22 protein-coding genes are annotated in these 22,244 nt (G+C 71.2%); 9 read left to right on the top strand and 13 right to left on the bottom strand.

Annotation, left to right across the window (positions count from 1 at the left end):
• Positions 1 to 6: 6 nt before the first annotated feature.
• The 5 genes from ASC81_RS10900 to ASC81_RS10880 all read right to left on the bottom strand — a co-directional run bounded on the left by ASC81_RS10900 (position 7) and on the right by ASC81_RS10880 (position 8,101).
• Entirely contained in the window at positions 7 to 963 is a 957-nt protein-coding gene (locus tag ASC81_RS10900) for a PHB depolymerase family esterase (RefSeq protein ID WP_056266495.1), read from the bottom strand.
• A gap of 98 nt (positions 964 to 1,061) precedes the next feature.
• On the bottom strand, positions 1,062 to 2,435 hold the full coding sequence (locus ASC81_RS10895) for an efflux transporter outer membrane subunit (protein WP_056266493.1): 1,374 nt from the start codon (positions 2,433 to 2,435) through the stop codon (positions 1,062 to 1,064).
• A complete protein-coding gene (locus tag ASC81_RS10890; protein WP_056266489.1) occupies positions 2,432 to 5,587 on the bottom strand; it encodes an efflux RND transporter permease subunit in 3,156 nt (1,051 codons plus the stop codon). Before ASC81_RS10890 ends, ASC81_RS10895 begins: the two co-directional genes overlap by 4 nt.
• A gap of 7 nt (positions 5,588 to 5,594) precedes the next feature.
• Entirely contained in the window at positions 5,595 to 6,794 is a 1,200-nt protein-coding gene (locus ASC81_RS10885; RefSeq protein ID WP_056266486.1) for an efflux RND transporter periplasmic adaptor subunit, read from the bottom strand.
• A gap of 8 nt (positions 6,795 to 6,802) precedes the next feature.
• Positions 6,803 to 8,101: a multifunctional CCA addition/repair protein gene (locus ASC81_RS10880; protein ID WP_056266482.1), complete on the bottom strand. Its 1,299-nt coding sequence runs from the start codon at positions 8,099 to 8,101 to the stop codon at positions 6,803 to 6,805.
• Between the two features lie 118 nt (positions 8,102 to 8,219).
• Here ASC81_RS10880 and ASC81_RS10875 point away from each other — a divergent pair, with 118 nt between their 5' ends.
• The 5 genes from ASC81_RS10875 (at position 8,220) to ASC81_RS10855 (ending at position 12,481) form a co-directional block, all read left to right on the top strand.
• A complete protein-coding gene (locus ASC81_RS10875) occupies positions 8,220 to 8,432 on the top strand; it encodes a hypothetical protein (RefSeq protein WP_056266479.1) in 213 nt (70 codons plus the stop codon).
• Between the two features lie 46 nt (positions 8,433 to 8,478).
• Entirely contained in the window at positions 8,479 to 9,303 is an 825-nt protein-coding gene (gene fghA / locus ASC81_RS10870) for an S-formylglutathione hydrolase (RefSeq protein ID WP_056266477.1), read from the top strand.
• 31 nt (positions 9,304 to 9,334) lie between these two features.
• A complete protein-coding gene (locus ASC81_RS10865) occupies positions 9,335 to 9,952 on the top strand; it encodes a TetR/AcrR family transcriptional regulator (RefSeq protein ID WP_056266473.1) in 618 nt (205 codons plus the stop codon).
• Between the two features lie 48 nt (positions 9,953 to 10,000).
• A complete protein-coding gene (locus tag ASC81_RS10860) occupies positions 10,001 to 10,879 on the top strand; it encodes an alpha/beta fold hydrolase (protein ID WP_056266468.1) in 879 nt (292 codons plus the stop codon).
• 90 nt (positions 10,880 to 10,969) lie between these two features.
• Positions 10,970 to 12,481 carry a carboxylesterase/lipase family protein gene (locus ASC81_RS10855; RefSeq protein WP_162245890.1) on the top strand — a complete coding sequence of 504 codons (1,512 nt, stop codon included), beginning with the start codon at positions 10,970 to 10,972 and terminating at the stop codon, positions 12,479 to 12,481.
• Positions 12,482 to 12,489: 8 nt separating this feature from the next.
• On the opposite strand, the gene ASC81_RS10850 is transcribed toward ASC81_RS10855, so the two are convergent.
• A complete protein-coding gene (locus tag ASC81_RS10850; protein WP_056266463.1) occupies positions 12,490 to 13,302 on the bottom strand; it encodes a class I SAM-dependent methyltransferase in 813 nt (270 codons plus the stop codon).
• 142 nt (positions 13,303 to 13,444) lie between these two features.
• Here ASC81_RS10850 and ASC81_RS10845 point away from each other — a divergent pair, with 142 nt between their 5' ends.
• The 4 genes from ASC81_RS10845 to ASC81_RS10830 are packed head-to-tail and all read left to right on the top strand — an operon-like array spanning position 13,445 to position 17,224.
• Positions 13,445 to 13,978: an OsmC family protein gene (locus ASC81_RS10845; protein WP_056266460.1), complete on the top strand. Its 534-nt coding sequence runs from the start codon at positions 13,445 to 13,447 to the stop codon at positions 13,976 to 13,978.
• 7 nt (positions 13,979 to 13,985) lie between these two features.
• Positions 13,986 to 14,942, top strand: coding sequence for an AraC family transcriptional regulator (locus tag ASC81_RS10840; RefSeq protein ID WP_056266458.1), 957 nt, complete (start codon positions 13,986 to 13,988; stop codon positions 14,940 to 14,942).
• 27 nt (positions 14,943 to 14,969) lie between these two features.
• Positions 14,970 to 16,847 (top strand): ATP-binding cassette domain-containing protein, encoded by a 1,878-nt coding sequence (locus ASC81_RS10835; protein ID WP_056266455.1) that lies wholly within the window; start codon positions 14,970 to 14,972, stop codon positions 16,845 to 16,847.
• Complete coding sequence (locus ASC81_RS10830) at positions 16,844 to 17,224, top strand: hypothetical protein (RefSeq protein WP_200946786.1); 381 nt, start codon at positions 16,844 to 16,846, stop codon at positions 17,222 to 17,224. Before ASC81_RS10835 ends, ASC81_RS10830 begins: the two co-directional genes overlap by 4 nt.
• Here the strand turns inward: ASC81_RS10830 and ASC81_RS10825 are convergent.
• The 7 genes from ASC81_RS10825 to ASC81_RS10795 form a co-directional block, all read right to left on the bottom strand.
• On the bottom strand, positions 17,221 to 17,838 hold the full coding sequence (locus tag ASC81_RS10825; RefSeq protein ID WP_056266450.1) for a response regulator: 618 nt from the start codon (positions 17,836 to 17,838) through the stop codon (positions 17,221 to 17,223). The two genes, ASC81_RS10830 and ASC81_RS10825, sit on opposite strands and share 4 nt — an antisense overlap.
• 102 nt (positions 17,839 to 17,940) lie before the next feature.
• Positions 17,941 to 18,303: a hypothetical protein gene (locus tag ASC81_RS10820; protein ID WP_056266447.1), complete on the bottom strand. Its 363-nt coding sequence runs from the start codon at positions 18,301 to 18,303 to the stop codon at positions 17,941 to 17,943.
• A 28-nt stretch (positions 18,304 to 18,331) separates the two neighbouring features.
• Positions 18,332 to 18,850, bottom strand: coding sequence for a phage tail protein (locus ASC81_RS10815; RefSeq protein WP_056266443.1), 519 nt, complete (start codon positions 18,848 to 18,850; stop codon positions 18,332 to 18,334).
• A gap of 10 nt (positions 18,851 to 18,860) precedes the next feature.
• Complete coding sequence (locus ASC81_RS10810; protein ID WP_056266441.1) at positions 18,861 to 19,376, bottom strand: phage tail protein; 516 nt, start codon at positions 19,374 to 19,376, stop codon at positions 18,861 to 18,863.
• A gap of 21 nt (positions 19,377 to 19,397) precedes the next feature.
• Positions 19,398 to 19,907, bottom strand: a complete 510-nt coding sequence (locus ASC81_RS10805) for a phage tail protein (protein WP_056266438.1) — start codon at positions 19,905 to 19,907, stop codon at positions 19,398 to 19,400.
• A 46-nt stretch (positions 19,908 to 19,953) separates the two neighbouring features.
• Positions 19,954 to 20,634 (bottom strand): PEP-CTERM sorting domain-containing protein, encoded by a 681-nt coding sequence (locus tag ASC81_RS10800; RefSeq protein WP_056266434.1) that lies wholly within the window; start codon positions 20,632 to 20,634, stop codon positions 19,954 to 19,956.
• A 103-nt stretch (positions 20,635 to 20,737) separates the two neighbouring features.
• Positions 20,738 to 22,174 (bottom strand): PLP-dependent aminotransferase family protein, encoded by a 1,437-nt coding sequence (locus ASC81_RS10795; RefSeq protein ID WP_056266432.1) that lies wholly within the window; start codon positions 22,172 to 22,174, stop codon positions 20,738 to 20,740.
• Positions 22,175 to 22,244: the final 70 nt, after the last annotated feature.

The raw sequence follows: 22,244 nt of genomic DNA, 5'->3' as shown, positions 1-22,244 counted from the left end.
TCACTTTCAGCGGGAAGCTTGTTCGAAAAAGTGCCAGAGGGTGTCGTTAGCATCCAGCGCCTGCGAGGCAGCCGGCTTGCCGCGGCGCACGCTGTCGGCGCCGGGCCAGGAATGGCCGCCGGTCTCGGTCACGCAGAGCTGCACGGCGGTGCCGCCGGCGCAGCCGCTGTGGGTTTCGCAGTAGGCGCCCGGCTGGTCCAGCGTGCGCTGCGGCGGCGCCGTGCAGCGGTTGCGCTGCACCCAGCGCGAGATCGTGTCCGCCACGGAGGTGAAGGCCATCACCTTGCTCTCATCGCGGAAGGCATCGGCACCGGCGCCGCCGTTGAACAGCACGTGGGTGTCGTCCCTGGCGTGGATGTGCAGCACCGAGATGGGCTTGCTGCGCGTGCAGCTGGCGGTTGCGTCGGTGCCGGCGACGGCTGCAACGGCGCGGAAGACATCGGCCGCCTCGCAGGCCAGGCGGTGGCTGAGCATGCCGCCATTGGACATGCCGGTGGCGAACACGCGGCCGGCGTCGATGCTGTAGCGGGCCTGGATCGCCTTCACGGTGGCGCGGGCGAAGCCGACGTCATCGCTGCCCTTGTCGCGTGCGTCGCCGCAGCAGCCACCCGCGTTCCAGGTGGCGAACTTGCCGCCAGGGAGTTTGCTATAGCCGTTGGGAAAGGCGACGACAAAGCCCGCCTCGTCGGCCTTCTTTTGCAGCCCGTATTTGGCATCGTCGGCCATGTACTCGGCATGGCCGCCGCCGCCGTGGAAGGCCAGCACCAGCGGCGCCGGCTTGCTGGCGTCATAACCCGTCGGCAGGTGGACCAGCACCTTGCGGCCACTGACCTGCATCTCATGCAGGCCGCCCTTGGCTGGCGCTTCGCCGCCCTTCTCGGCGCGGCGCTGCTCGGCGCGGGCCTTGAGGCGCTCACGCAGCGTCTCCTGTGCCTGGGCGGCCGGCGGAAGCAGCGTCAACATGGCAGCGGAAATGCAGCCACAGAGCCACACAGGCACGGAGAACCGCCGCTCGTGTTTTCTCTGTGGCTCTGTGTCTCTGTGGTTGCCTTTGAATTTCATCATCCACCCCCACCGAGGACCCGGTAGACCGAGACAAGGTTCTGCGCGCGCTGGCTCTGCACCTGCACAAGGGCCTGACGCGCCGCGAACAGCGAGCGCTGCGCGTCCAGCACCTCCAGCGAGCCGGAGACGCCGGCGCGGTAGCGCTCCTCGGCCAGCGCCAGGCGGCGTGCCTCGGCGTCCACCAGTGCGGCTTGCGCGCTGCGCTGCTCGGCCAGCGTCGTGCGGCCGGCCAGCGCATCGGCGACGTCGCGGAAGGCCGCCTGGATGGCGCGCTCGTACTGCGCCGTGGCAGCGTCGCGGGCCGCGCGGGCGCCCGCAAGGTTGGCGCGGTTGCGGCCGGCGTCGAACAGCGGCTGCAGCAGCTGCGGCGCAAAGCTCCAGGCCGAGTTCTTGAACAGCGCGTCGAGCTGGTTGCTCGTCGTGCCGAAGCTGCCGGTCAGCGTGATGCGTGGGAAGAAGGCGGCGCGCGCGGCGCCGATGTTGGCGTCGGCGGCGGCGAGCTGCTGTTCGGCCTGACGGATGTCGGGCCGGCGCGTCAGCACCTCGCTCGGCACGCCGGCGGGCAGCTCGGCCAGGGGCTCGAAGTCGGTCAGCAGCCCTGTCGGCGCGGGCAGGTCGGCGGGCAGGGCCGAGCCCAGCAGCAGCACGAGGGCGTTCTCGTCGAGCATGCGCTGGCGCTGCGTCTGTGCCAGCGCCACCCGTGCGGCCTGCAGCGCTGACTCGCCGGCGCGCAGGTCCAGCTCGCTGGTGATGCCGCCCTCGAAGCGCTGGCGGATGAGATCGAGCGACTGCTCGCGGCTGCGCAGGGTGTCGCGCGTGATGCGCAGCAGGGCCTCGTCGGCCTGCAGCGCGATCTCGGTGGTGGCGACCGCCGCGATCAGTGCGTTGCGCACGGCCTGTTGGTTGGCTTCAGCGGCCAGCAGCAGCGCCTGTGCGGCGGCGCCGGCGCTGCGCAGGCGGCCGAACAGGTCCAGCTCATAGGCGCTGACCTGCAGGCCGGCCTGATAGTTGGTCGTGATGCCGCCGTTGGCGTTGGGCGCGCGCGAGCCGCTCAGGCCGGCATTGACGGTCGGCCACAGGTCGGCATCGCGCGCCGCGGCGGTGGCGCGCGCGCTTTCGATGTTGGCGGCCGCCACGCGCAGGTCGCGGTTGTTGGCCAGGGCGAGCGGAATGAGCTGCTGCAGCCGCGCGCCCTGGAAGGCCTGGGCCCAGGGCAGCTCGGCGGCGGCGCTGCCGCTGCCTCCCGCGGTCGGGAAGACTGCAGCCGGCAGGGCCGACTGGGCGGCCTCGGCGGCCGTGGGCTTCTGGGGCTCGGGGCCGGCGCAGGCCACCAGCGCCAGCGCCGCAGCCAGGGTCAGCGCGTGCTTCATGCGGGGCCTCCCGACGATTCCTCCGCCTCGTGGGCGTCGCGGCGGCGCTGGCGTTCGCTGGCCGGGAAGAAGCGGCGCACCAGCACGAAGAACACCGGCACCAGGAAGACGGCGAGCGTCGTCGCGGAGATCATGCCGCCCATGACGCCGGTGCCGATGGCACGCTGGCTGGCCGAGCCCGCACCGCTGGCCAGCACCAGCGGCAGCACGCCGAGGATGAAGGCCAGCGACGTCATCAGGATGGGCCGCAAGCGCAGGTGCGCCGCCTCGATGACCGCGTCCGCGGCGCTGCGGCCATGGGCCTGCAGATCCTTGGCGAACTCGATGATGAGCACCGCGTTCTTGGCCGCCAAGCCGATGATGGTGATCATGCCGACCTTGAAGTAGACGTCGTTCTCCAGCCCGCGGAAGTTGGCGCCCAGCACGACGCCCAGGATGCCTAACGGCACGACGAGCAGCACCGCGAACGGGATGCTCCAGCTCTCGTACAGCGCGGCCAGGCACAGGAAGACGGCCAGCAGCGAGAAGCCGAACAGGATGAAGGCGGTGGAGCCCGAGAGTTTTTCCTCACGCGTCAGGCCGGTCCACTCGTAGCCGAAGCCGGCGGGCAGCTCGGCGGCGAGGCGTTCCATCTCGGCAATCGCCGCGCCGCTGGACACGCCCTTGGCCGCCTCGCCCGCGATGCGCATCGTCGGGTAGCCGTTGTAGCGCACCGTCTGCATCGCGCCGCTGATCCACTTGCTGCTGGCAAAGGCGGCCAGCGGCACGGGCTGGCCGCTGCTGTTCATCACATTGAGCTTGAGCAGGTCTTCGGGCGTCATGCGCGCCTGGGCCTCGGCCTGGACGACGACGCGCTGAAGCCGGCCGGCGTTGGGGAAGTCGTTCACGTAGCTGGAGCCCAGCGAGGTGCCCAGCACCGCGTTGATGGCACCGATGGGCACGCCCAGGGCCAGCGCGCGTTCACGGTCGATGCTCAGCTCCAACTGGGCCGCGTCCTCCAGGCCGTCCGGCCGCACAGCCGCCAGCAGCGGGCTCTTGGCGGCGGCGGCCAGCAGCTGGCCACGGGCGGCCAGCAGCTCGCCGCGCGTGTGGCCACCGCGGTCCTGCAATCTGAAGGCAAAGCCATTGGCGCGGCCGAGGTCGCGGATGGCCGGCGGGCTGACGGGGAAGATGATCGCGTCGCGGATCTTGCTGAGGGCGCCGAAGGAGCGCGCCACCAGCGCCTGCGCGCTGCGCTCTTCGCCCTGGCGTTCGTCCCAGGGCTTGAGCGTGATGAAACCCAGGGCGGCGTTCTGGCCCGAGCCGGCGAAGCTGAAGCCCACCACGCTGACCATGCTCTCCACCTCGGGCTGCTTGAGCATGTAGTCCTCGGCCTGCTGCATGACGGCCAGCGTGCGCGCCTGCGTGGCGCCCGGCGGCAGTTGCACGTTGACGAGGATGCTGCCCTGGTCCTCGTTGGGCACGAAGGAGGTCGGCAGCCGTTGGAACATCAGCACCGCCACGGCGATGACGGCGGCGTACAGGATGAGCCAGCGCGGCGCCTTCTTCAGCATGCGCGTGATGCCGTTCTCGTAGCGCCTGGCCATGCGGTTGAAGCCGCGGTTGAACATGCCGAAGAAGCCCTTCTTCTCCAGGTGATGGCCGGCCTCGACGGGCTTGAGCAGGGTGGCGCACAGCGCCGGCGTCAGCGACAGCGCCATGAAGGCCGAGAAGGCGATGGCACTGACCATCACGGCGGCGAACTGGCGGTAGATGTTGCCGATGGCGCCGCCGAAGAAGGCCAGCGGCACGAACACCGACAGCAGCACCACCGTCACGCCGATGATGGCGCCGGAGATCTGGCCCATCGCCTTGCGCGTGGCGGCCAGCGGCGACAGCCCCTCCTCGCTCATGATGCGCTCGACGTTCTCGACGACGACGATGGCGTCGTCCACCACGATGCCGATCACCAGCACCATGCCGAACATCGTCAGCACGTTGATCGAGAAGCCCAGAGCGAGCAGGGTCGCGAAGCTGCCCAGCAAGGCGATGGGCACGACCAGCGTCGGGATCAGCGTGTAGCGGATGTTCTGCAGGAACAGGAACATCACCAGGAACACCAGCACGACGGCCTCGATCAGCGTCTCGACAACCTGCGAGATCGAGATGTCGATGAACAGCGAGCTGTCGAAGGGAATGGTGGCCTTCACGCCCGCCGGGAAATAGGGCTGCAGCTCCTTGAGGCGCTGCTTGACGAGGTCGGCCGTCTGCAGTGCATTGGCGGTGGGCGCCAGCTGCACGCCGATGCCGACCGAGGGCTGGCCGTTCAGCCGCGTGGAGCGGCCGCCATAGCTTTGCGCCCCCAGCTCGACGCGGGCGACATCCTTGAGCCGCACGGTCGAGCCATCGGCATTGGCGCGCAGCACGATGTTGCCGAACTGCTCGGCGCTGGTCAGCTGGCCGCGCACGACGACGGTGGCGAACAGCGTCTGCCCCGGTACGCTGGGTTGGTCGCCGATGGTGCCGGAGTCGACCTGCGCGTTCTGCGCGCGGATCGCGTCGTTGACATCTGCGGGCGACAGTCGATAACCCAGCAGCTTGGCGGGGTCCAGCCAGATGCGCATGCCGCGCTCGGTGCCGAACAGGCTGGCCTGGCCGACGCCGGGCACGCGCTGGATCTCGGGCAGCACGGTGCGTGCCGCGTAGTCGCCCAGCGCGATGGGGTCGAAGCTCGGGTTGTCGCTCGACAGGATGGTGAAGAGCAGGAAGTTGGGGTTGGCCTTGTCGACACGCACGCCCTGCTGGATGACGCTGGCCGGCAGCCGCGGCGTGGCGCGGGCCAGGCGGTTCTGCACGTCCACCTGGGCCAGGTCGGGGTTGGTGCCGGGGTCGAAGTTCAGCGTCAGCGAGCCGGTGCCATCGGCCTGGCTGACGGCCTCCATGTAGATCAGGCCTGGCGCGCCGTTCATCTCGCGCTCGATGATGCTGATGACGGCGTCTTCCAGCGTCTGCGCCGAGGCGCCGGGGTAGGTCACCGACAGCGCGATGGCCGGTGGCGCCACCGGCGGGTACTGCGCGATGGGCAGCTGCGTGACCGCGGTGCCGCCGATGACGAGGATGAAGAGGGCGATGACCCAGGCAAAGATGGGCCGGTTGATGAAGAACTGCGCCATGGCGGGATCAGCTCTTGGCGGCGGCCGATGTGGCGGGAGCGGGTGCGGAGGCCGCGCCCGGTGGCGTCCACGGCACCGGCCTGGCCTTGCCACCGGCACGCGCCCGCTGCAGGCCGTCGACGATGACCTTCTCGCCAGGTTTCAGGCCCGACAGCACCAGCGCCTGGCCGGGCCGGGGCGGCCCCAGCTTGACGGGGCGTGCCGCCACGCTGCCGTCTTCGGCCACGACCAGCACGTTGTCGCCCTGGGCGCTGCGGCGCACCGCCTGCTGGGGCACCCAAATGCCGTCGGCCACTTCGGCCTGGGCGAGGCGCACGCGCACATACAGCCCCGGCAGCAACTGGCCCTGCGGATTGGGCAGCTCGGCGCGCAAGGTGATCTGGCCGGTGGTTGCATCGACGCTGAGGTCAGAGAACAGCAGCCGGCCGGCGTGGGCATACACGCTGCCGTCTTCCAGCACGACCTGAACCTGGGCGGCTTCCTTGCCCGCGGCCCGTTGCAGCTGGCCGCCGGCCAGGGCGGCCCGCAGCCGCATCACTTCGTTGGCCGGCTGCGTGAAGTTCACATACAGCTTGTCGACCTGCTGCACGATGGCCAGCGGCGTCGCCTCGCCCTGGCCCACCAGCGCGCCTTCGGTGACGAGGGCCCGCCCGATGCGCCCGGCGATGGGAGAGGTGACGGTGGCATAGCCAAGGTTGATCTGCGCGGTCTGCACGGCGGCCTTGCCTGCAGCGACATCGGCCTTGGCCTGGCCGGCGGCGGCCTGGGCGTTCAGCGCTTCCTGCTGGCTGACGGCCTGGCTCTTGGCCAGCGGTGCATAGCGGTCGGCCAGCGCCTGGGCCTGCATCAGATTGGCCTCGGCGCGCGCCAGCTGCGCCTGCGCACTGGCCAGCGTGGCGCGGTAAGGCGCGGCGTCGATCTCGAACAGCGGCTGGCCGGCCTTGACGTCCGAGCCCTCGGTGAAGAGGCGTTTTTGCAGGATGCCGGCGGCGCGTGCGCGCACCTGGGCGACGCGGAAGGCCTCCAGCCGACCGGGCAGTTCGGTCGTCAGGTCGGCCCGGCCCGGCGCGGCCGTGATAACGCCGACTTCAGGCGGCGGCGGGGCGGCTGGCGCCGGGGCGCTGCTGCCTTGGCCGCAGCCCACCAGACCGATCAGAGCGCTCAATGACAGCGCCTTTGCCGTCCGTCCAATTCCCGCAACCCTCATGCCGGCCTCTATCGCTTAGCTTGCTGCCAGCTGTCTGCCGGCAAAGCCGGTGACTGTATCGACGAGGCGTGATGCTCGTCGGTGAAGGAACGCAAAGCCCCCAGCCGCGCCGCCTGCACCGCCTTGCCGATGGCCGGGCCCTGGGCGCCGCGGGCAATGGCCTCGGCGCTGACGGCGGCGAGGTCCACTTTCTGCGTTGCAGCCAGGTCCGCCAGCAAGCGTTCGCGTTGCGGATAGTCGCGGTTCTCCAGGCCCAGGCGGCCACGCGCATCGCATTCGCAGGCCCACAGCAGTTCGGCAAAGCGCTCGGGCCGGCGCCAGGCGTCGCAACGCTCCAGCAGGCGCAGCCGCGCCTCGGGGCCGAAGCCCGTGCTCTGGTGCACATGGGTGTGTTCGCGGGCCACCAACTCGGCCAGCTCGCGGCAGTCGCTCGGCACCTTCCAGCGCTCGCTCACCTTGCGCGCCAGCTTCTCGCTGCGCACCTCGTGGGCAATGTGGCGCGGCAGCTCTTCCTTGCGCGTCGTGCCCTTGCCAAGGTCGTGGCACAGGCAGGCATAGCGCACGGTCAGCGGCGCCTCCAGCCGCGCGCACTGGTCCAGCACCATCAGCAGGTGCACGCCGGTGTCGACCTCGGGGTGGTGGGCCTCGGGCTGCGGCACGCCGAACAGCGCGTCCACCTCGGGCAGCAGCTTGTGCAGCGCGCCGGCCTCGCGCAGCACTTCGAACATGCGCGAGGGCTTTTTCTCCATCAAGCCGCGCGACAATTCCTGCCAGACGCGCTCGGCCACCAGCGCATCGACCTCGCCGGCGCCGACCATGTCGCGCATCAGCTCGACGGTCTCGGGCGCGACGGTGAAATCCGCAAAGCGCGCGGCGAAGCGGGCGAGGCGCAGGATGCGCACGGGGTCCTCGGCAAAGGCCGGCGACACATGGCGCAGCAGCTTGGCGGCGATGTCCCGCTGGCCGCCGTAGGGGTCGATGACCAGGCCGTGTTCGTCCTCGGCCATCGCATTGATGGTGAGGTCGCGCCGTGCCAGGTCCTGCTCCAGCGTGACGTCGGGCGCCGCGTGGAAGGCAAAGCCGTGATAGCCGGCGGCGGTCTTGCGCTCGGTGCGGGCGAGCGCCACTTCCTCGCGCGTTCTGGGGTGCAGGAAGACGGGAAAGTCCTTGCCGACGGCGAGGTAGCCGGCGTCGAGCAGCGCCTGGGGCGACGCGCCGACGACGACCCAGTCGCGGTCCTGCACGGTCAGCCCGAGCAGGCGGTCGCGCACGGCGCCGCCGACGAGGTAGGTCTGGAACGAAGGCATCCCGCGATTTTGCGGCTCATGCCGGCGGTGCTGCGGTTCATCGCAGGGGGCTGTCGTTCAAACCGCCGGGCGGGGAGCATCGCGCCCGCGCGATGTCGCGCTGCATTCAGGAGCTTTCATGACCCGCACCACCTTCTTCTCCCTGTGTCTGGCTGCCGTCGGCATGGCGCTGTTCGGCTGGCTGGGCTACGACGCCTCCCACGTCGCGGCCACGCTGGGCCTGAATCAATCGCTCGGCGAGGCTGGCGTGGCGCTCGCGGGCCTGGCCGTCAGCGCCGGGCTGGTCATTGCTGCCGCGCGTCTGTCGCTGCGGCAGCGCGTTGTGAGCTAGGTCTTGGGGGCAGGCGGCAGCGCGTTCTGCCGCCACACTTCGGCCCATGCAGATCCTCAGTGAACACCGCTGCTTCGGCGGCACCCAGCGCTTTCACCAGCATGACTCGGCCGAGATCGGCCTGCCCATGCGTTTCGGCCTTTTCACGCCGCCCAGCCCGAAGGCGCTGCTTGTCTTTCTCGCCGGGCTGACCTGCACCGAGGAGACCTTCGCGACCAAGGCCGGCGCGCAGGCCCTGGCTGCCGAGCTGGGCCTGGCGCTGCTGACGCCCGACACCAGCCCGCGCGGCGCGGGCGTGCCCGGCGAGGCCGACAGCTGGGACTTCGGTGTCGGCGCCGGCTTCTATCTTGATGCGACCCGCGAGCCCTGGGCGCGGCATTGGCGCATGGAAAGCTGGCTGATGAATGAACTGCTGCCGTTGGTGCAACAGCAGACCGGCCTGGACCGCGCCGGCCTGTTCGGCCACTCCATGGGCGGCCATGGCGCGCTGACGCTGGCGCTGCGCCACCCGGGCCGCTTCGCGTCGCTGTCGGCCTTCGCGCCCATCGCCGCGCCGATGCGCTGCCCCTGGGGCCGCAAGGCCTTCAGCGGCTATCTGGGCGAGGACCGCGCGACGTGGGCGGCGCACGATGCCACCGAGCTGATGCAGGTCCGGCGCGCGCCGCCGTATCCGGGCGGCATCCTGATCGACCAGGGCCTGGCCGACAAGTTCCTGGCCGAGCAGTTGCACCCCGAAGCCTTCGAGGCCGCCTGCACGGCCGTCGGCCAGCCGCTGGACATCCGCCGCCACGCCGGCTATGACCATGGCTACTACTTCATCGCCAGCTTCGTCGGCGACCACCTGCGCCATCACGCCACCCAGCTCGCTTGACGTTCCGCACGGTCGTGCTAAATTGCCGGCCATGGAAACCCGCAGCGAACGCGCCGAGACCACGCTGGCCGCCATCGTCGACACCGCGCTGGCGATGGCCGCTGCTGAGGGCCTGGAGAGCCTGACCATCGGCGAGGTGGCCAAGCGCCTGGGCCTGTCCAAGAGCGGCGTGTTCTCGCGCGTCGGCTCGCGCGAGCAGCTGCAGGTGGCCGTCATCCTGGAATACGACCGGCGCTTCCAGCAGGCCGTCTTCGTGCCGGCCATGGGCAAGCCGCGCGGGCTGCCGCGGCTGGACGACATCATGCGCCGCTGGCTGGCGCGTGCCACCAACGCCGACCGCACGCTGTCCTGCCTGTATACGGCCGGTGCCTTCGAGTACGACGACCGCGAAGGCCCCGTGCGCGACCAGTTGCAGGACGGCGTGCTGCGCATGCGCGCCGCGCTGCACCGCACCGTCACACAGGCCATCGAGGCCGGCCACCTGCAGGCCGACCTCGACGCCGAGCAGTTCGTCTTCGAGATGGATGCCCTCTTCACCGGCCTGTTGCGCGATACCCGCTTCCTGCGCGACCCGCGCGTGCACGAGCGGGGCGTCAAGGCGTGGGAGCGCATGCTGTCCGCCGCCAAAACGGCGGAAGCGCCCCGCTGAGTTTTTTTGCCAAAATCTCGCACGGTCGTGCGAAATAAGGAGCCTTGAGTGACCACCCACAACCCCGCCGCCGCCTTCTTCGCCTCACCGGCCGCACGCGGCATTGCCGCGCTGCTGCGCGGCCTGCACCATGTGTCGCCGGCGCTCGGCACGCGCCTGGCCATGGGCCTGTTCTTCACGCCCATGCCCACCAAGTGGCTGGCCCGCTCGCGCGCCGTGCCCAGGCCCTGGGTGGAGCGGCAGCTGCCGTTCGAGGGCGGCCACATCAGCGTCTGGCAGCGCAGCGACATCGAGCCGGGCCGCCCCAAGGTGCTGCTGACCCACGGCTGGGCCGGTGATGCGCAGCAGATGCGCCCGCTGGCCGACACGTTGGCCGTCGCCGGCTTCGAGCCCGTGTTGCTGGACTTGCCGGCCCACGGCCGCAGTGGTGGCTGGCGCAGCAATCTGCTGCAGTGGGTGCGGGCGATGTTCGCCGTGACGGCGCGTTTCGGGCCGTGGGACGGCGTCGTCGCGCATTCGCTCGGCGCGATGGCGCTTTCGCACGCGCTGGCCCGGGGCCTGCCGGCCGGGCGCGTGGCGCTGATCGCGCTGGCGCCGCCGCCCTGGCAGTTCCTGCGCTGGTTCGCCGACGCGATGGGCACGGGCGAGGCCCTGGCGGCGCGCATGCGGGGGCGCTTCGAGCGGCGCGAGGGGGCGTCGCTGGGCCACTTCGAGCCGGCGTGGCTGGCCGAGCGCGTCACGCAGCCGACGCTGATCGTGCATGACCGCGGCGACGTGACCGCGCCGCTGGCGGGCAGCGAGACCCTGCTGGCCGGCCTGCCCGCCGGCCGCCTGCAGGTGACCGAGGGCCTGGGCCACCGCCGCCTGCTCAGTGATCCCGGTGTCATGCGGCAGGTCGCGGAGCACCTGGCAGCCGCGCATCCCTAACGACGCTCCCGGTCGGTGGCGCATGATGCGTGCTGCTGACAACGGGAGCGGCAGATGAGCGGTGACGGACTTCGGCAGGCGCGGAACGGCTTGATCGCGTGTTTCCTGATGGGCTTGTCGCTGCTGGCGCAAGCCATCGCGACCCGCGCCGGTCAGGTGCAGGGCGAACCGCAGGCCGACGGCATCACCGTGTACCGCGGCCTGCAGTACGCCGCGCCGCCGGTCGGCCCGCTGCGCTGGCGTGAACCGCAGCCGGCGGCGCCATGGTCTGGCGTGCGCGCTGCAACGAGCTTTGGCCCCGCCTGCCCGCAGAAGGCCGGCCTGTCGCTGGAAGGCGGCGGCGACCCCGGCCCGTTGAGCGAGGACTGCCTCTATCTCAACGTCTGGGCGCCCGCAGCCAGCGGCGGCGGCCCGCGGCCCGTGATGGTCTGGCTGCATGGTGGTGCGCTGATCTTCGGCGCCGGCAGCCTGGCGCTGTACGACGGCGCGGCGCTGGCCCGCGACGGCGTGGTCGTCGTCACCGTCAACTACCGCCTCGGGCCGCTGGGTTATTTCGTGCATCCGGCGCTGGAGCGTGCCGCGCCCGGCGGGCCGGCCAACTTCGGCCTGCTGGACCAGATCGCCGCGCTGCGCTGGGTGCAGCAGAACATCGCCGCGTTCGGCGGCGACCCGCAGCAGGTGACGGTCTTCGGCCAGTCGGCCGGCGCGCAGAGCGTGCTGGCGCTGATGGCCTCGCCGCTGGCGCGCGGGCTCTTCCATCGCGCCATCGCACAGAGCCCCTACGGCATCCCCAGCCACTCCCGCGAGCAGGCACGCCAGACCGGCATCCGCGTGGCGGAGAGCGTCGGTCTGCCCGGTGCGCGGGCCACGGCGGCGCAGCTGCGCGCCGTGCCGGCCGAACGGTTCGCCGCGCTGGAAGGCGCCGGCCTGTCCTTGGCGCCCAGCCTCATCGTCGGCGACGCGGCCCTGCCGCGCCCGCTGCTGGCTGCCTTCCAGGCCAGGCAGCAGGCCGCCGTGCCGCTCGTCATCGGCGGCAACAGCGACGAGACCAGCGTCGCGCTGGCCTTCGGGCTGGAGCCGGCCGCGCTGGTGCAGAAGCTCGGCGCGGCGCGCATCCTCGTCAAGCCGCTGTACCCCGGCGTTGCGGACGACGCCGAGTTCGGCCGCCAGGTCGTGCGCGACGTCGCCTTCACCGCCTTCGCGCGCCGCATCGCCGTGCTGCATGCGCCGCTGGCGCCCACGTTCCGCTACTACTTCGACCGCCTGCCCGCGGCGCAGCGCGCCACGGCGCCCGGCGTTGCGCACGGTGGCGAGGTGACGGCCGTGTTCGGCACGGGCGATCTCTGCGGCTGCCTGGCCGTAGCACTGACCGAGGACGACCGGCGCGCCTGGCGTGGCCTGGCCGGGCGTTGGGTCGCCTTCGCCCAGCGCGGCAAGCCCGAGCAGGCGGGCGGCCCGGCCTGGGCCACTGACAGCCTGCGGCGACCCACGGTCATGACCTTCGGGCCCGACGGCGAACAGCTCCAGCCCGGCTTCATGGCGCAGCGCCTGAACACGCTGATCCTCGGGCTGAAGTTCGTCGGGCGGTCCGCGCCCAAATAGCGGCGAGATCAGCGCCGGGTCAGCACGACTTCGAGGTACTCGCTCGGCACGACCAGGCTGTCGGCGCCGCCGCGGTTCAACGTGGCCAGCAGGTCCGTCAGATCGCGCTCCAGCGCGGCGCCCTGGTCCGACCCAAGCGCGGCGAAGGCCTTGTGCACCGGGCCGTACCAGGTGCGGAACACCTCGATGAAGTGCGCCGGCGAGCGGTAGCGGAACTGGAAGTGCCGCCGCGTCACGGCGACCTCAGTCACCGCATCACCGAACAGCTGGGCCAGATGCGCCTCCTTGCCCCACAGCGACGGCGGCTGCGCGCCGGCGGGCGGCGGCACATGACGGCCGATGACCTTGAACAGCTGGCCGATGAAGCCCTCGGGCGTCCAGTTGGCCAGGCCGATGCGGCCACCGGGCCGGCAGACGCGCGCCAGCTCGGCGGCGGCCTTCGGTTGGTCGGGCGTGAACATCACGCCGAAGGTCGACAGCACGGCGTCGAAGCTGGCGTCGGCAAAGGGCAGGGCCTCAGCGTCGGCGACGCGGAACTCGATCTGCAGGCCCTCCGCCTCGGCACGCGCCGCGCCGCGCTCGAGCAGGTCGTCGACGTAGTCGGTCGACGTGACCGTCGCCCCGCGGCGCGCGGCCGCCAGGCTGGCGTTGCCGTTGCCGGCGGCCACGTCGAGCACCTGCTCGCCCCAGCGCAGGTCGCAGGCTTCGGCGAGCTGTTCGCCGACGAGTTGCAGGGTGGTGCCGATGACGGCGTAGTCGCCGCTGGCCCAGGCGGTCTGCTGGCGGGCTTTGAGTGCGGCAAGGTCGAGCGGTGCGTTCATGGGATGTCTCCGGACAGGCAAGGCGGCCAGCATCTCGCCGTGTCGCGGCGCAGTCCTGCCCGGCCGCCCGCAATTCCTGCCCGAGCGTCCGGCACCCCTAGGCCTGCGTCCCATAATTGATCGACCCCCTTCGGAGAGTGCCATGGCCCTGGATCACATCGCCGCCGCGCTGGAGCGCGTCGCCGCCGTCATGCGCAAGCGGCCGGACCTCGGCCTGCACGACGACTCGCCGGCTCGCGTGCGCTGGGAGGGCGGCATGCGCGTCTCGGCGCGCCATGACAACGGCCTGCGCGTGGACACCGACATGCCGCGCGAACTCGGCGGCAGCGGCGAAGGCGTCACGCCGGGCTGGCTGCTGCGGGCCGGCACGGCCTCATGCGCCGTCACCTGCATCGTCATGAATGCGGCGGCGCAGGGAGTGGAGTTGCAGTCGCTGGACGCCTGGGTCACCAGCCGCTCCGACACGCGCGGCCTGCTAGGGCTGGCGGGCGAAGACGGGCAAGCCGTCGGCGCAGCGCCCGTGGCGATGACGCTACACATCCGCATCGCGGCCGCCGGGCTTTCGGAGGCGCAAACCCGCGAGCTGGTCGAGCAGAGCTGCCTGCGCTCGCCGGTGCCGGCGGCGCTGCGCCAGCCCGTGCCGCTGGCGCTGGCCATCGAGGTGGCTGCGGCCTGATCGACGAATGGACGCGCTGTCCCACACGCTGGGCGTGGTGCGCCTGGTGGGCGCGATCTTCCTGCAGGGCCGGTTCACCGCGCCGTGGTGCTACCAGTCGCCGCACGCCGACCTGGCCGCGCCGCTGCTGGAGCCGACAGCCGAACGCGTCGTCATCTTCCACCTGATCACCCAGGGCGACTGCCATGTAACGCTGGACGGCGCCGAGCCGGTGGCGCTCACGGCGGGCGACGTCATCGTCTTCCCGCACGGCGACGCGCACCGCATGGCCTCCGACCCGGCGCTGCCGCCCGCCAGGGGCGCGCGGCTCGACCGGCTGCTGGCGCGGCGGCCGCGCCTGCTGAGCTATGGCGGCGGCGGCACCGAGACGCAGCTGATGTGCGGCTACTTGGCCTGCGACACGCGCCTGGCCCGCCTGCTGCTGGCCGGCCTGCCGCCGCTGGTGCGCGTCAATGTGCGCGGGTCGAGTGCCGGGGCGTGGCTGGAAAGCTCCCTCCGCTACGCGCTGGCCGAGGCGCGCTCGCCACGGCCGGGCGGCGAGGGCGTGCTGGCCAAGCTGGCCGAGGTGCTGTTCATCGAGGTGCTGCGGCTGTACATGAATGCGCAGCCGCCCGACCGCACCGGCTGGCTCGCGGCCGTGGGGGACCGCATCGTCGGCGCCGCCTTGCAGGCGCTCCATGAACGGCCGGCGCAGCTCTGGACCGTGGAGGACCTGGCGCGCGCGGCAGGCACCTCGCGCACCGTGCTGGCCGACCGCTTTCAGCAGCTGGTGGGCAGCCCGCCGATGCAATACCTGACGCACTGGCGCATGGTGCTCGCGGCCAACCTGCTGGCGGGCAGCAACGCGCCGCTGGGGCGCATTGCCGAGCAGGTCGGCTACCAAACCGACACCGCCTTCAGCCGCGCCTTCCGCCGCGAGTACGGTGCGCCGCCAGCGGCCTGGCGCCGCAGCCGTCGCAGCTGATCCGGGCCGCCAGGGGACAATCGCCGGATGGCAGTCCTCTCCCTCACCAACGCCCATCTCGCTTTTGGGCACGTCGCGCTTCTCGATGGCGCCGGTTTTTCCCTCGAAGTCGGCGAGCGCGTCGGCCTCATCGGCCGCAACGGCACCGGCAAGTCCTCGCTGCTGAAGATCCTCGCCGGTCTCGAAAAGCTCGACGACGGCCTGCTGCAGCAGCAGCAAGGCCTGACCAACGTCTACGTGCCGCAGGAGCCCGAACTGCGCGGCGACGCGACCATCTTCGACGTCATCAGCGAGGGCGTGGCCGAGCACAAGGCGCTGCGTGAGCGCTACGAGATCCACGACGAGAACGACGATCTGGCCTGGGTGCAGGAGCGCATCGAGCACATCGGCGCGTGGAACTGGGAGCAGCGCGTCGAGGAGACGCTGCACCGCCTGGGCCTGGACGGCGCGCGGTTGATCAGCACGCTGTCCGGCGGCCTGAAGAAGCGCGTGGCGCTGGGCCGCGCGCTGGTGGCCCAGCCCGACGTGCTGCTGCTGGACGAGCCCACCAACCACCTGGACCTGGACGCCATCACCTGGCTGGAAGGCCTGCTGAACGACTTCAAGGGCTCGCTGCTGCTGATCACCCACGACCGCGCCTTCCTGGACAACGTCGCCAACCGCATCGTCGAGCTGGACCGTGGCCAGCTGCGCGGCTACCCCGGCAACTACGCCGCCTTCCAGGCCGCCAAGGCCTACGAGCTGGAGAACGAGGCGCTGTTCAACGCGCGCTTCGACAAGCTGCTGGCGCAGGAAGAGGTGTGGATCCGCAAGGGCGTCGAGGCCCGCCGCACGCGGTCTGTCGCGCGCATCCAGCGCCTGGAGGTCATGCGCCAGGCCCACGCCGCGCGGCGCGACGTGCAGGGCAAGGTGCGGCTGGACATCGACACCGGCGGCGCCAGCGGCAAGATCGTCGCGGAGCTGGAGGACGTGTCCAAGAGCTACGGCGACCGCGCCATCGTGCGCGGCTTCACGTCCACGATCCTGCGCGGCGACAAGGTCGGCCTGATCGGCCCCAACGGCGCCGGCAAGACGACGCTGCTGAAGATGATCCTCGGCGAGCTGCCGCCCGACAGCGGCAGCGTGCGCCTGGGCTCCAAGATGACGGTCGCCTACTTCGACCAGATGCGCGACACGCTGAACCTGGACGCGACGCTCGCCGACACCATCAGCCCCGGCTCGGAGTGGATCGAGATCGGCAACCAGAAGAAGCACGTCAAGAGCTACCTCGGCGACTTCCTGTTCTCGCCGGCGCGTGCCAATTCGCCGGTGCGCACGCTCAGCGGCGGCGAGCGCAACCGCCTGCTGCTGGCACGCCTGTTCGCGCGGCCGGCCAATGTGCTGGTGCTGGACGAGCCCACCAACGACCTCGACATCGAGACGCTGGAACTGCTGGAGGAGTTGCTGGCCGAGTACGACGGCACCGTCTTCCTCGTCAGCCACGACCGGCGCTTCCTGGACAACGTCGTCACGTCCACCATCGTCTACGAGGGTGAGGCGCGCTGGCGCGAGTACGAGGGCAGCGTGCAGGACTGGCTGACACAGTCCAAGCGCGCCGCGGCCCTGCAGGCGCAGGCCGCGCCGAAGCCGGCTGCCGCGCCCACGCCGCCACCCGCGCCTGAGCCGGCGCTGGTCGTCGCCAACAAGCGCAAGCTCAGCTACAAGGAGCAGCGCGAGCTGGAGGACATCCCCAAGCAGATCGCCGCGCTGGAGGCCGAGCAGAAGCAGCTCAACGCGCTGCTGGCCGGCGGCGAGCTGTACACACAGGGGTCGGCGCGCATCGCCGAGGTGACCGACCGCGCCGCGGACATTGATGCGGAGCTGCTCACGCTGATGGAGCGCTGGGAAGCGCTCGAAGCCAAGTGAACGCCTTGCAGCAGGAATGGCTGGCCCTGCAAAGCCAGCACGAGCGCTACGAAGCCCTGGCGCTGGGCGTGAAGCTCAGCGGCTTTGCCGTCGTCGTGCTGGTGCCCGACCCGCTGCTCGCGCTGCCGCTGCTGGCCCTGCTGTGGCTGCAGGAAGGCGTGCTCAAGACTTTCCAGGGCCGGCTGGGCGAGCGGCTGCTGGCCATCGAGCCGGCGCTGAAGTCGGGCGAGGGCGCTGCGCCGATGCAGCTGTACAGCGACTGGCTCGCCAGCCGGCCGCGCGGCGCCGGCCTGGCCGGGCAATACCTGAAGAGCGCGCTGCGCCCGACGGTGGCCTTGCCTTATCCGTTGTTGATGCTTCTGGCTGCCGTTCTCTAGACCGGCGCCAGGCGATCAAGCGGGATCAGGGCGCCCTGGCCCTTCAACTGCACCACGGTTTCGCCCGCGCGCAGCACGACGTACTGGGCGACGTGCACGGCGCCGTTGAAGCGCACCTTGTCGCCGGGCTTGACGACGGGCAGGGGCGCCACGAGGGGCGCCGGTCGCGGCATCGGGCGCGCCTGGCGAGCGACATCACGGCATTTGCCATTCAGGCCGGGTGAGTGCTTGGCCAGGGCCGCGAGCGAGCGCGTCATCTCCGCCTTGAGCTGATCGGCGGTGAAAGGCTTCTTCAGCAGGAAGTGGGCGCCCAGCGTCTGGGCTTCGGTCTCGTGCGCGGGCGTGACGTCGAAGCTCAGCAGCGACAGGTGCAGGGCCGGCCGCACGTCGCGCAGGCGTTGGTAGAGCTGGATGCCGGTCAGCGGCGCCTTGGGGAACCAGTCCGTGATCAGGAAATGAGGTTTGAAGAACAGGCCTTGGGCGAGCGCGGCATCGGTGTCGGCGCAGCACAGGACGTTGTCGGCCGAAAAGCCATGGCTTTGCAGCAGCTGGCGCGCAAAGGTCTGCACCCCGGCCAGGGCGTCGACGACGAGGAATTTCAAGGGATCGCTCATGTCCGTATCGGCCGCCGCGGAGGCAGCGGCGAAGCGGCCGAATTGTGCGGGCGGCCATGAGCGGCCCAGGGGCCGAATCCCCTGCAGAGTGAGAACTTTTTGTCAGCCTTGCAGGCGGCAGAAATCGGCCCGCAGGCCTTGCGGCGCGCGCGCCAGATACAGCGACTGGCCGGCGCCGCCCGACGCGGTCAGCGTGTGCAGCCCGTCGCCCAGGCCGGCCGGCAACTCGCCGCTGAATCGCAGGCTGAACTGCTCGCCCGGCTGGCGGCCGGGCAGGGCGGTGGCGGCCTGCAAGATGACCGCGTGGCCATCGACCTCGAAACGCTGGCCGACATGGGCCTGCCAGCTGGCCAGGCCGGCCCGTTCATCCAGCCGCGGGCGCACGGCGGCCACCGCGGCGGTGGCACCCGCGCTGCCGACGATGGCGCTGGCGCCGGTCTTCAGGAAATCGCGCTTGTTGATCATTGCAGCATGCTCCTCATGGACGGTGGCCTCAGCTCCGCGGCGGAAAGATGCCCTGCAGCGCGATGCAGAAGTTCAGCGCCTGGTAGGGCTGGCGGTTCTCGTGCGGCAGGCTGGCGCCGGCCGGGCTGATGGCGGCGGCGTCCATGACGGCCGCGGCGCCGGGCGCGCGGTAGACCTTGGCGCCATTGGTCGTCGGTGCCATCACGTTGCCGGCCGGGCTGGTGGCCCCCGGCGTGCTGCCGGCCCGCAGCGCATGGCTGTGGCTCGGCATCTCGTGGGCTTGCAGCGCGACGGCGGCCTGGCCGACGACCTGGCCCAGGTCGCGCGGGCTGAGGCCAGGGCCCTGGCCGGCGCCCATCGCAAAACTGCCGCGCAGGTCGGGCAGGGCGAAGTTGGTCTTGCCATTGCCGCCATAGGTCGTGCCCAGCAGCGCGAAGAGGGCGGTGTTCTGGGCGATGGGCAACAGCTGGCCGTCGCAGCTGGCCCAGCCCACGGGCACAAAGTTGTAGGGCATGACACGGATCTCGGCGATGAAGGGGTCGGACATGGGGTGCTCCTCAGCCTTGAGACGGGAAGATGCCGTACAGCGAAATGATGTAGTTCAGCGCCACCGTCGGCGCCATGTTCTGGTGCGGCTGGTTGCCGCCCGCGCTGCCGACGGCGCTGGCAGCCATCGCCGTCGCACCGGGGCCGGTGTCATAACTGGCGACGCTGGTGGCCGCCAGCAGCGCGCCGCCCGGGGCCGTGCCGGTGGCCACTGCCGCGTTGGCGTGCAGCGCATGAGTGTGGGCCGGCATCTGGCTGGCCAACAGCGTGACCGTCTCAACACCGCCGACCTCGCCCAGCATGCGCGACGAGGTGCCCGGGCCTTGGCCCTGGTGCACGGGCACGCGGCCACGCAGGTCGGGCAGCGCAAAGGTGGTCTGGCCGTCGCCGCCATAGGTCGTGCCGATCAGGGTGAACAGCACATCGTTCTCGGCGATGGGCAGCAGCTGGCCGTGGCAGAACATCCAGCCGACGGGCTCGAAGTTGCCGGCGAACAGGCGGATCTCGCCCACATAGGGAGTCGACATGGTGTTCTCCTGGGTCTGGGCTCAGTTGCGGCTGGGGAAGATGCCTTGCAGCGCGATGACCCAGCTCAGCGCCGTGAACGGCTGCATGTTCGGGTGGGGCTGGTTGCCGCCGGTGCTGGCCAGTGAACTGCTGCCCATGACCGAGTCGCTGCCGGCCGGCCCGTAGCGGTTGATGCCGCCGCGCGGTTTGGCGGCCGGTACCGCGCCGCCGGGCACGCTGGCGTTGGCAAGGTCGTTGGTGGCCGTGAGCGCGTGGCCGTGGGTGGGCAGCTCGCCTGCCGTCAGCGTGACGGCCTCCTGGCCTGCCTTGTCGCCGAGCGAGACGCCGGCACCGTGATGCAGCGGCGCGCGGCCGCGCAGGTCGGGCAGGGCGAAGTTGACGCGCCCGTCACCGCCGTAGGTCGTGCCCAGCAGCGCAAACAGCGCCTGGTTCTGCGCGATGGGCAGCAACTGGCCGTTGCACAGTGCCCAGCCCTTGGGCGGGTAGACGAAGCTCATCAGCTTGAGTTCGCCAAGGAAGGGGTCGGACATGGTGGTCTCCTAAGCGAACACGGCTGAATGGCGCGGCGCTGTGGCCTCAGCCACGGCGGCGACGCAACACGACCAGCAGGCCAGCAGCCAGCAGCAGCGAGACGGCGGGCTCGGGCACGGGGGCGGTCACCAGGTCGATGCGGAACTCTGCGAAGTTGTTGGCCTGGCCGGCGAAGCGCTGCTTGAAGACGAGGGTGTCGAGGTCGAAGGCGATGGAGTCGGCGTCGACCTGGTGCACCAGCACCATGGGATCGGCCGGGCTGAGCAGGCCGCTGGCGCTGGCGGGCCCCGACGTGGCGAAGCCGTCATAGGCATACACCAGGATGCCGGTGATGACCCGCCCGGTGAAGGCGATGCCGTCGAACTGGTAGCGCGCGTGCTCGCCGCCGCTGCCCAGATAGCCGGTCGTCCAGACGTCGTTCGTCGTGTCGCCAACGGCCACGCGCATCAGGATCATGGTGCCGGAGAAGAAGATCCTCTCGTCGTCGAGCATGAAGGCGCTGATGTCACCGGCGCCGCCCAGGTTGCCGGCCTGCACGCCGCTGGCGAGGTCGGCGAAGGCCACGGCCTGCGACAGGGCGATGGGCGTGGGGTCGTCCACGATGCCACCGGGAGCGATCAGGTTGACGGTGATGCCGTTGGCAAAGTCGGCCTGGGCGGCGAGCGACGCCAGCGCCAGGGACAGGCCACCGAGCAGGTGACCAAGGCGGAACCGATTGCGGAGCATGGGGTCCCCCAGCGCGTTGTCAGGCGACCGAGTGGACTCGCTGCGCGCTGCGGGCGCCAGGGCTTGCTCCCGCAAACAAGGGGGGCGAACCTAGGGGGGCAGGTCAGGGCGCGGGGCGGCCTTGCAGGTGGTCGACGCCCGCACGCAGCGCGCGCCAGAAGGCCGGGTCCAGCGACGTGGCGACGTTGACGCGCATCAGCGAGCCGGGGCTGCGCGTGGCGCTGAAGAGGGCGCCGGGTGCCGTCAGCCAGCCTGTGTCGAGCAGGGGCTGGGCCAGGCGCTCGGTGTCGACACCGACGTCCAGCCAGCCGAACAGGCCGTCCGGCGGCGCCGCCCAGGCGAAGCCCTGCTTGCTCGCCAGCGCCGAGACCTTCTGACGTGCGCTGGCCAGGCGCTCGCGCAGGCGCTGCGCATGGCGGCGCAGCCGGCCCTGCTCCAGGCACAGCGCCACGGCGCGCTCCAGCACCGCGGAGCTGGTCAGGCCATCCAGCAGCTTGGTGTCGGTCAGCGCGCTCAGGCGCTCGGGTGCCGCGGCGAGGTAGCCCACGCGCCAGGCCGGCGTCAGCACCTTGGAGAAGCCCGACACATAGGTCACGCGGCGCAAGCCGTCCAGCGCGGCCAGGCGCGGCAGGTGCTCGGGCGCCAGGAAGCCGTAGCTGTCGTCCTCGACGATGAAGAAGTCGTGCTCGTCGGCCAGGCGCAGCAACTGGTGGGCGGTGGCCAGGTTGAGGCTGTGGCCGGTCGGGTTGTGCAACACCGACACCGTCAGGTAGGCGCGCGGCGAATGCGCGGCGGCGAGCGCGCCCAGCACTGCCAGGTCGGGGCCATGCGCGGTGCGCGGCACCGGCAGCAGGCGGATGCCGGCCTGGGCCAGGCGCGCAAACATGACGGCCCAGCCGGGGTCGTCGACCAGCACCGCGTCGCCTGGCTGCAGCTGTGTGCGGATGATGAGGTCGAGCGCATGCGTGGCGCCGTTGGTCGTCAGGATCTGCGACGGCGCGGCGTGGATGCCGAGGTCGTCCAGGCGCTGGCTGAGCGCCGCGCGCAGGCGGTCGTCGCCCATCGGGTCGCCATAGCTGACCTGCAGCGCAAGCGCGTCCGGCTGTTGCAGGCGGCGCAGGGCCGACTGCAGCAGCGTCGGGTCCAGCCAGTCGGCCGGCAGCGTGCCCAGGCCGGGGGCCCGCGCGGCGTCGGCCTCGAACATGCCGCGGATCAGCGCCGTCGCGTCCATCGGCGCCTGGCGTGTGGCCGCCGCCGCCGGCGCTCGGGTCGGTCGGGCGCTGACCGGCCGCTGCTCGCGCACGAAGAAGCCCCGCTGGCGCCGCGCCTCCAGCAGGCCCGCGGCCTGCAGCTGGTCGTAGGCGGCCACGACGGTGTGCACGCTGACACCATGCTGGCGCGCGCAGTCGCGCACCGAAGGCAGGCGGGCGCCGGGCAGCAGCAGCCGTTCGCGGATGCGCTGGGCATAGCGCTCGGCCAGCTGGCCGGCCAGGGGCAGGCTGGCGCCGCGTTGCAGGGGTGGGTGTGTACCGGTGGGCATGGCGATACAGATTCGTGGTCTGGTTGGCTGACTGTACTGGTTGTGTATCGGTTTGCCTGCCTAGACTGAG

This window comes from Pelomonas sp. Root405, assembly GCF_001425165.1.
GTDB lineage: Bacteria > Pseudomonadota > Gammaproteobacteria > Burkholderiales > Burkholderiaceae_C > Pelomonas.
Note: the sequence above shows the minus strand (reverse complement) of the source record. Positions and strands in the feature narration are given on the sequence as shown.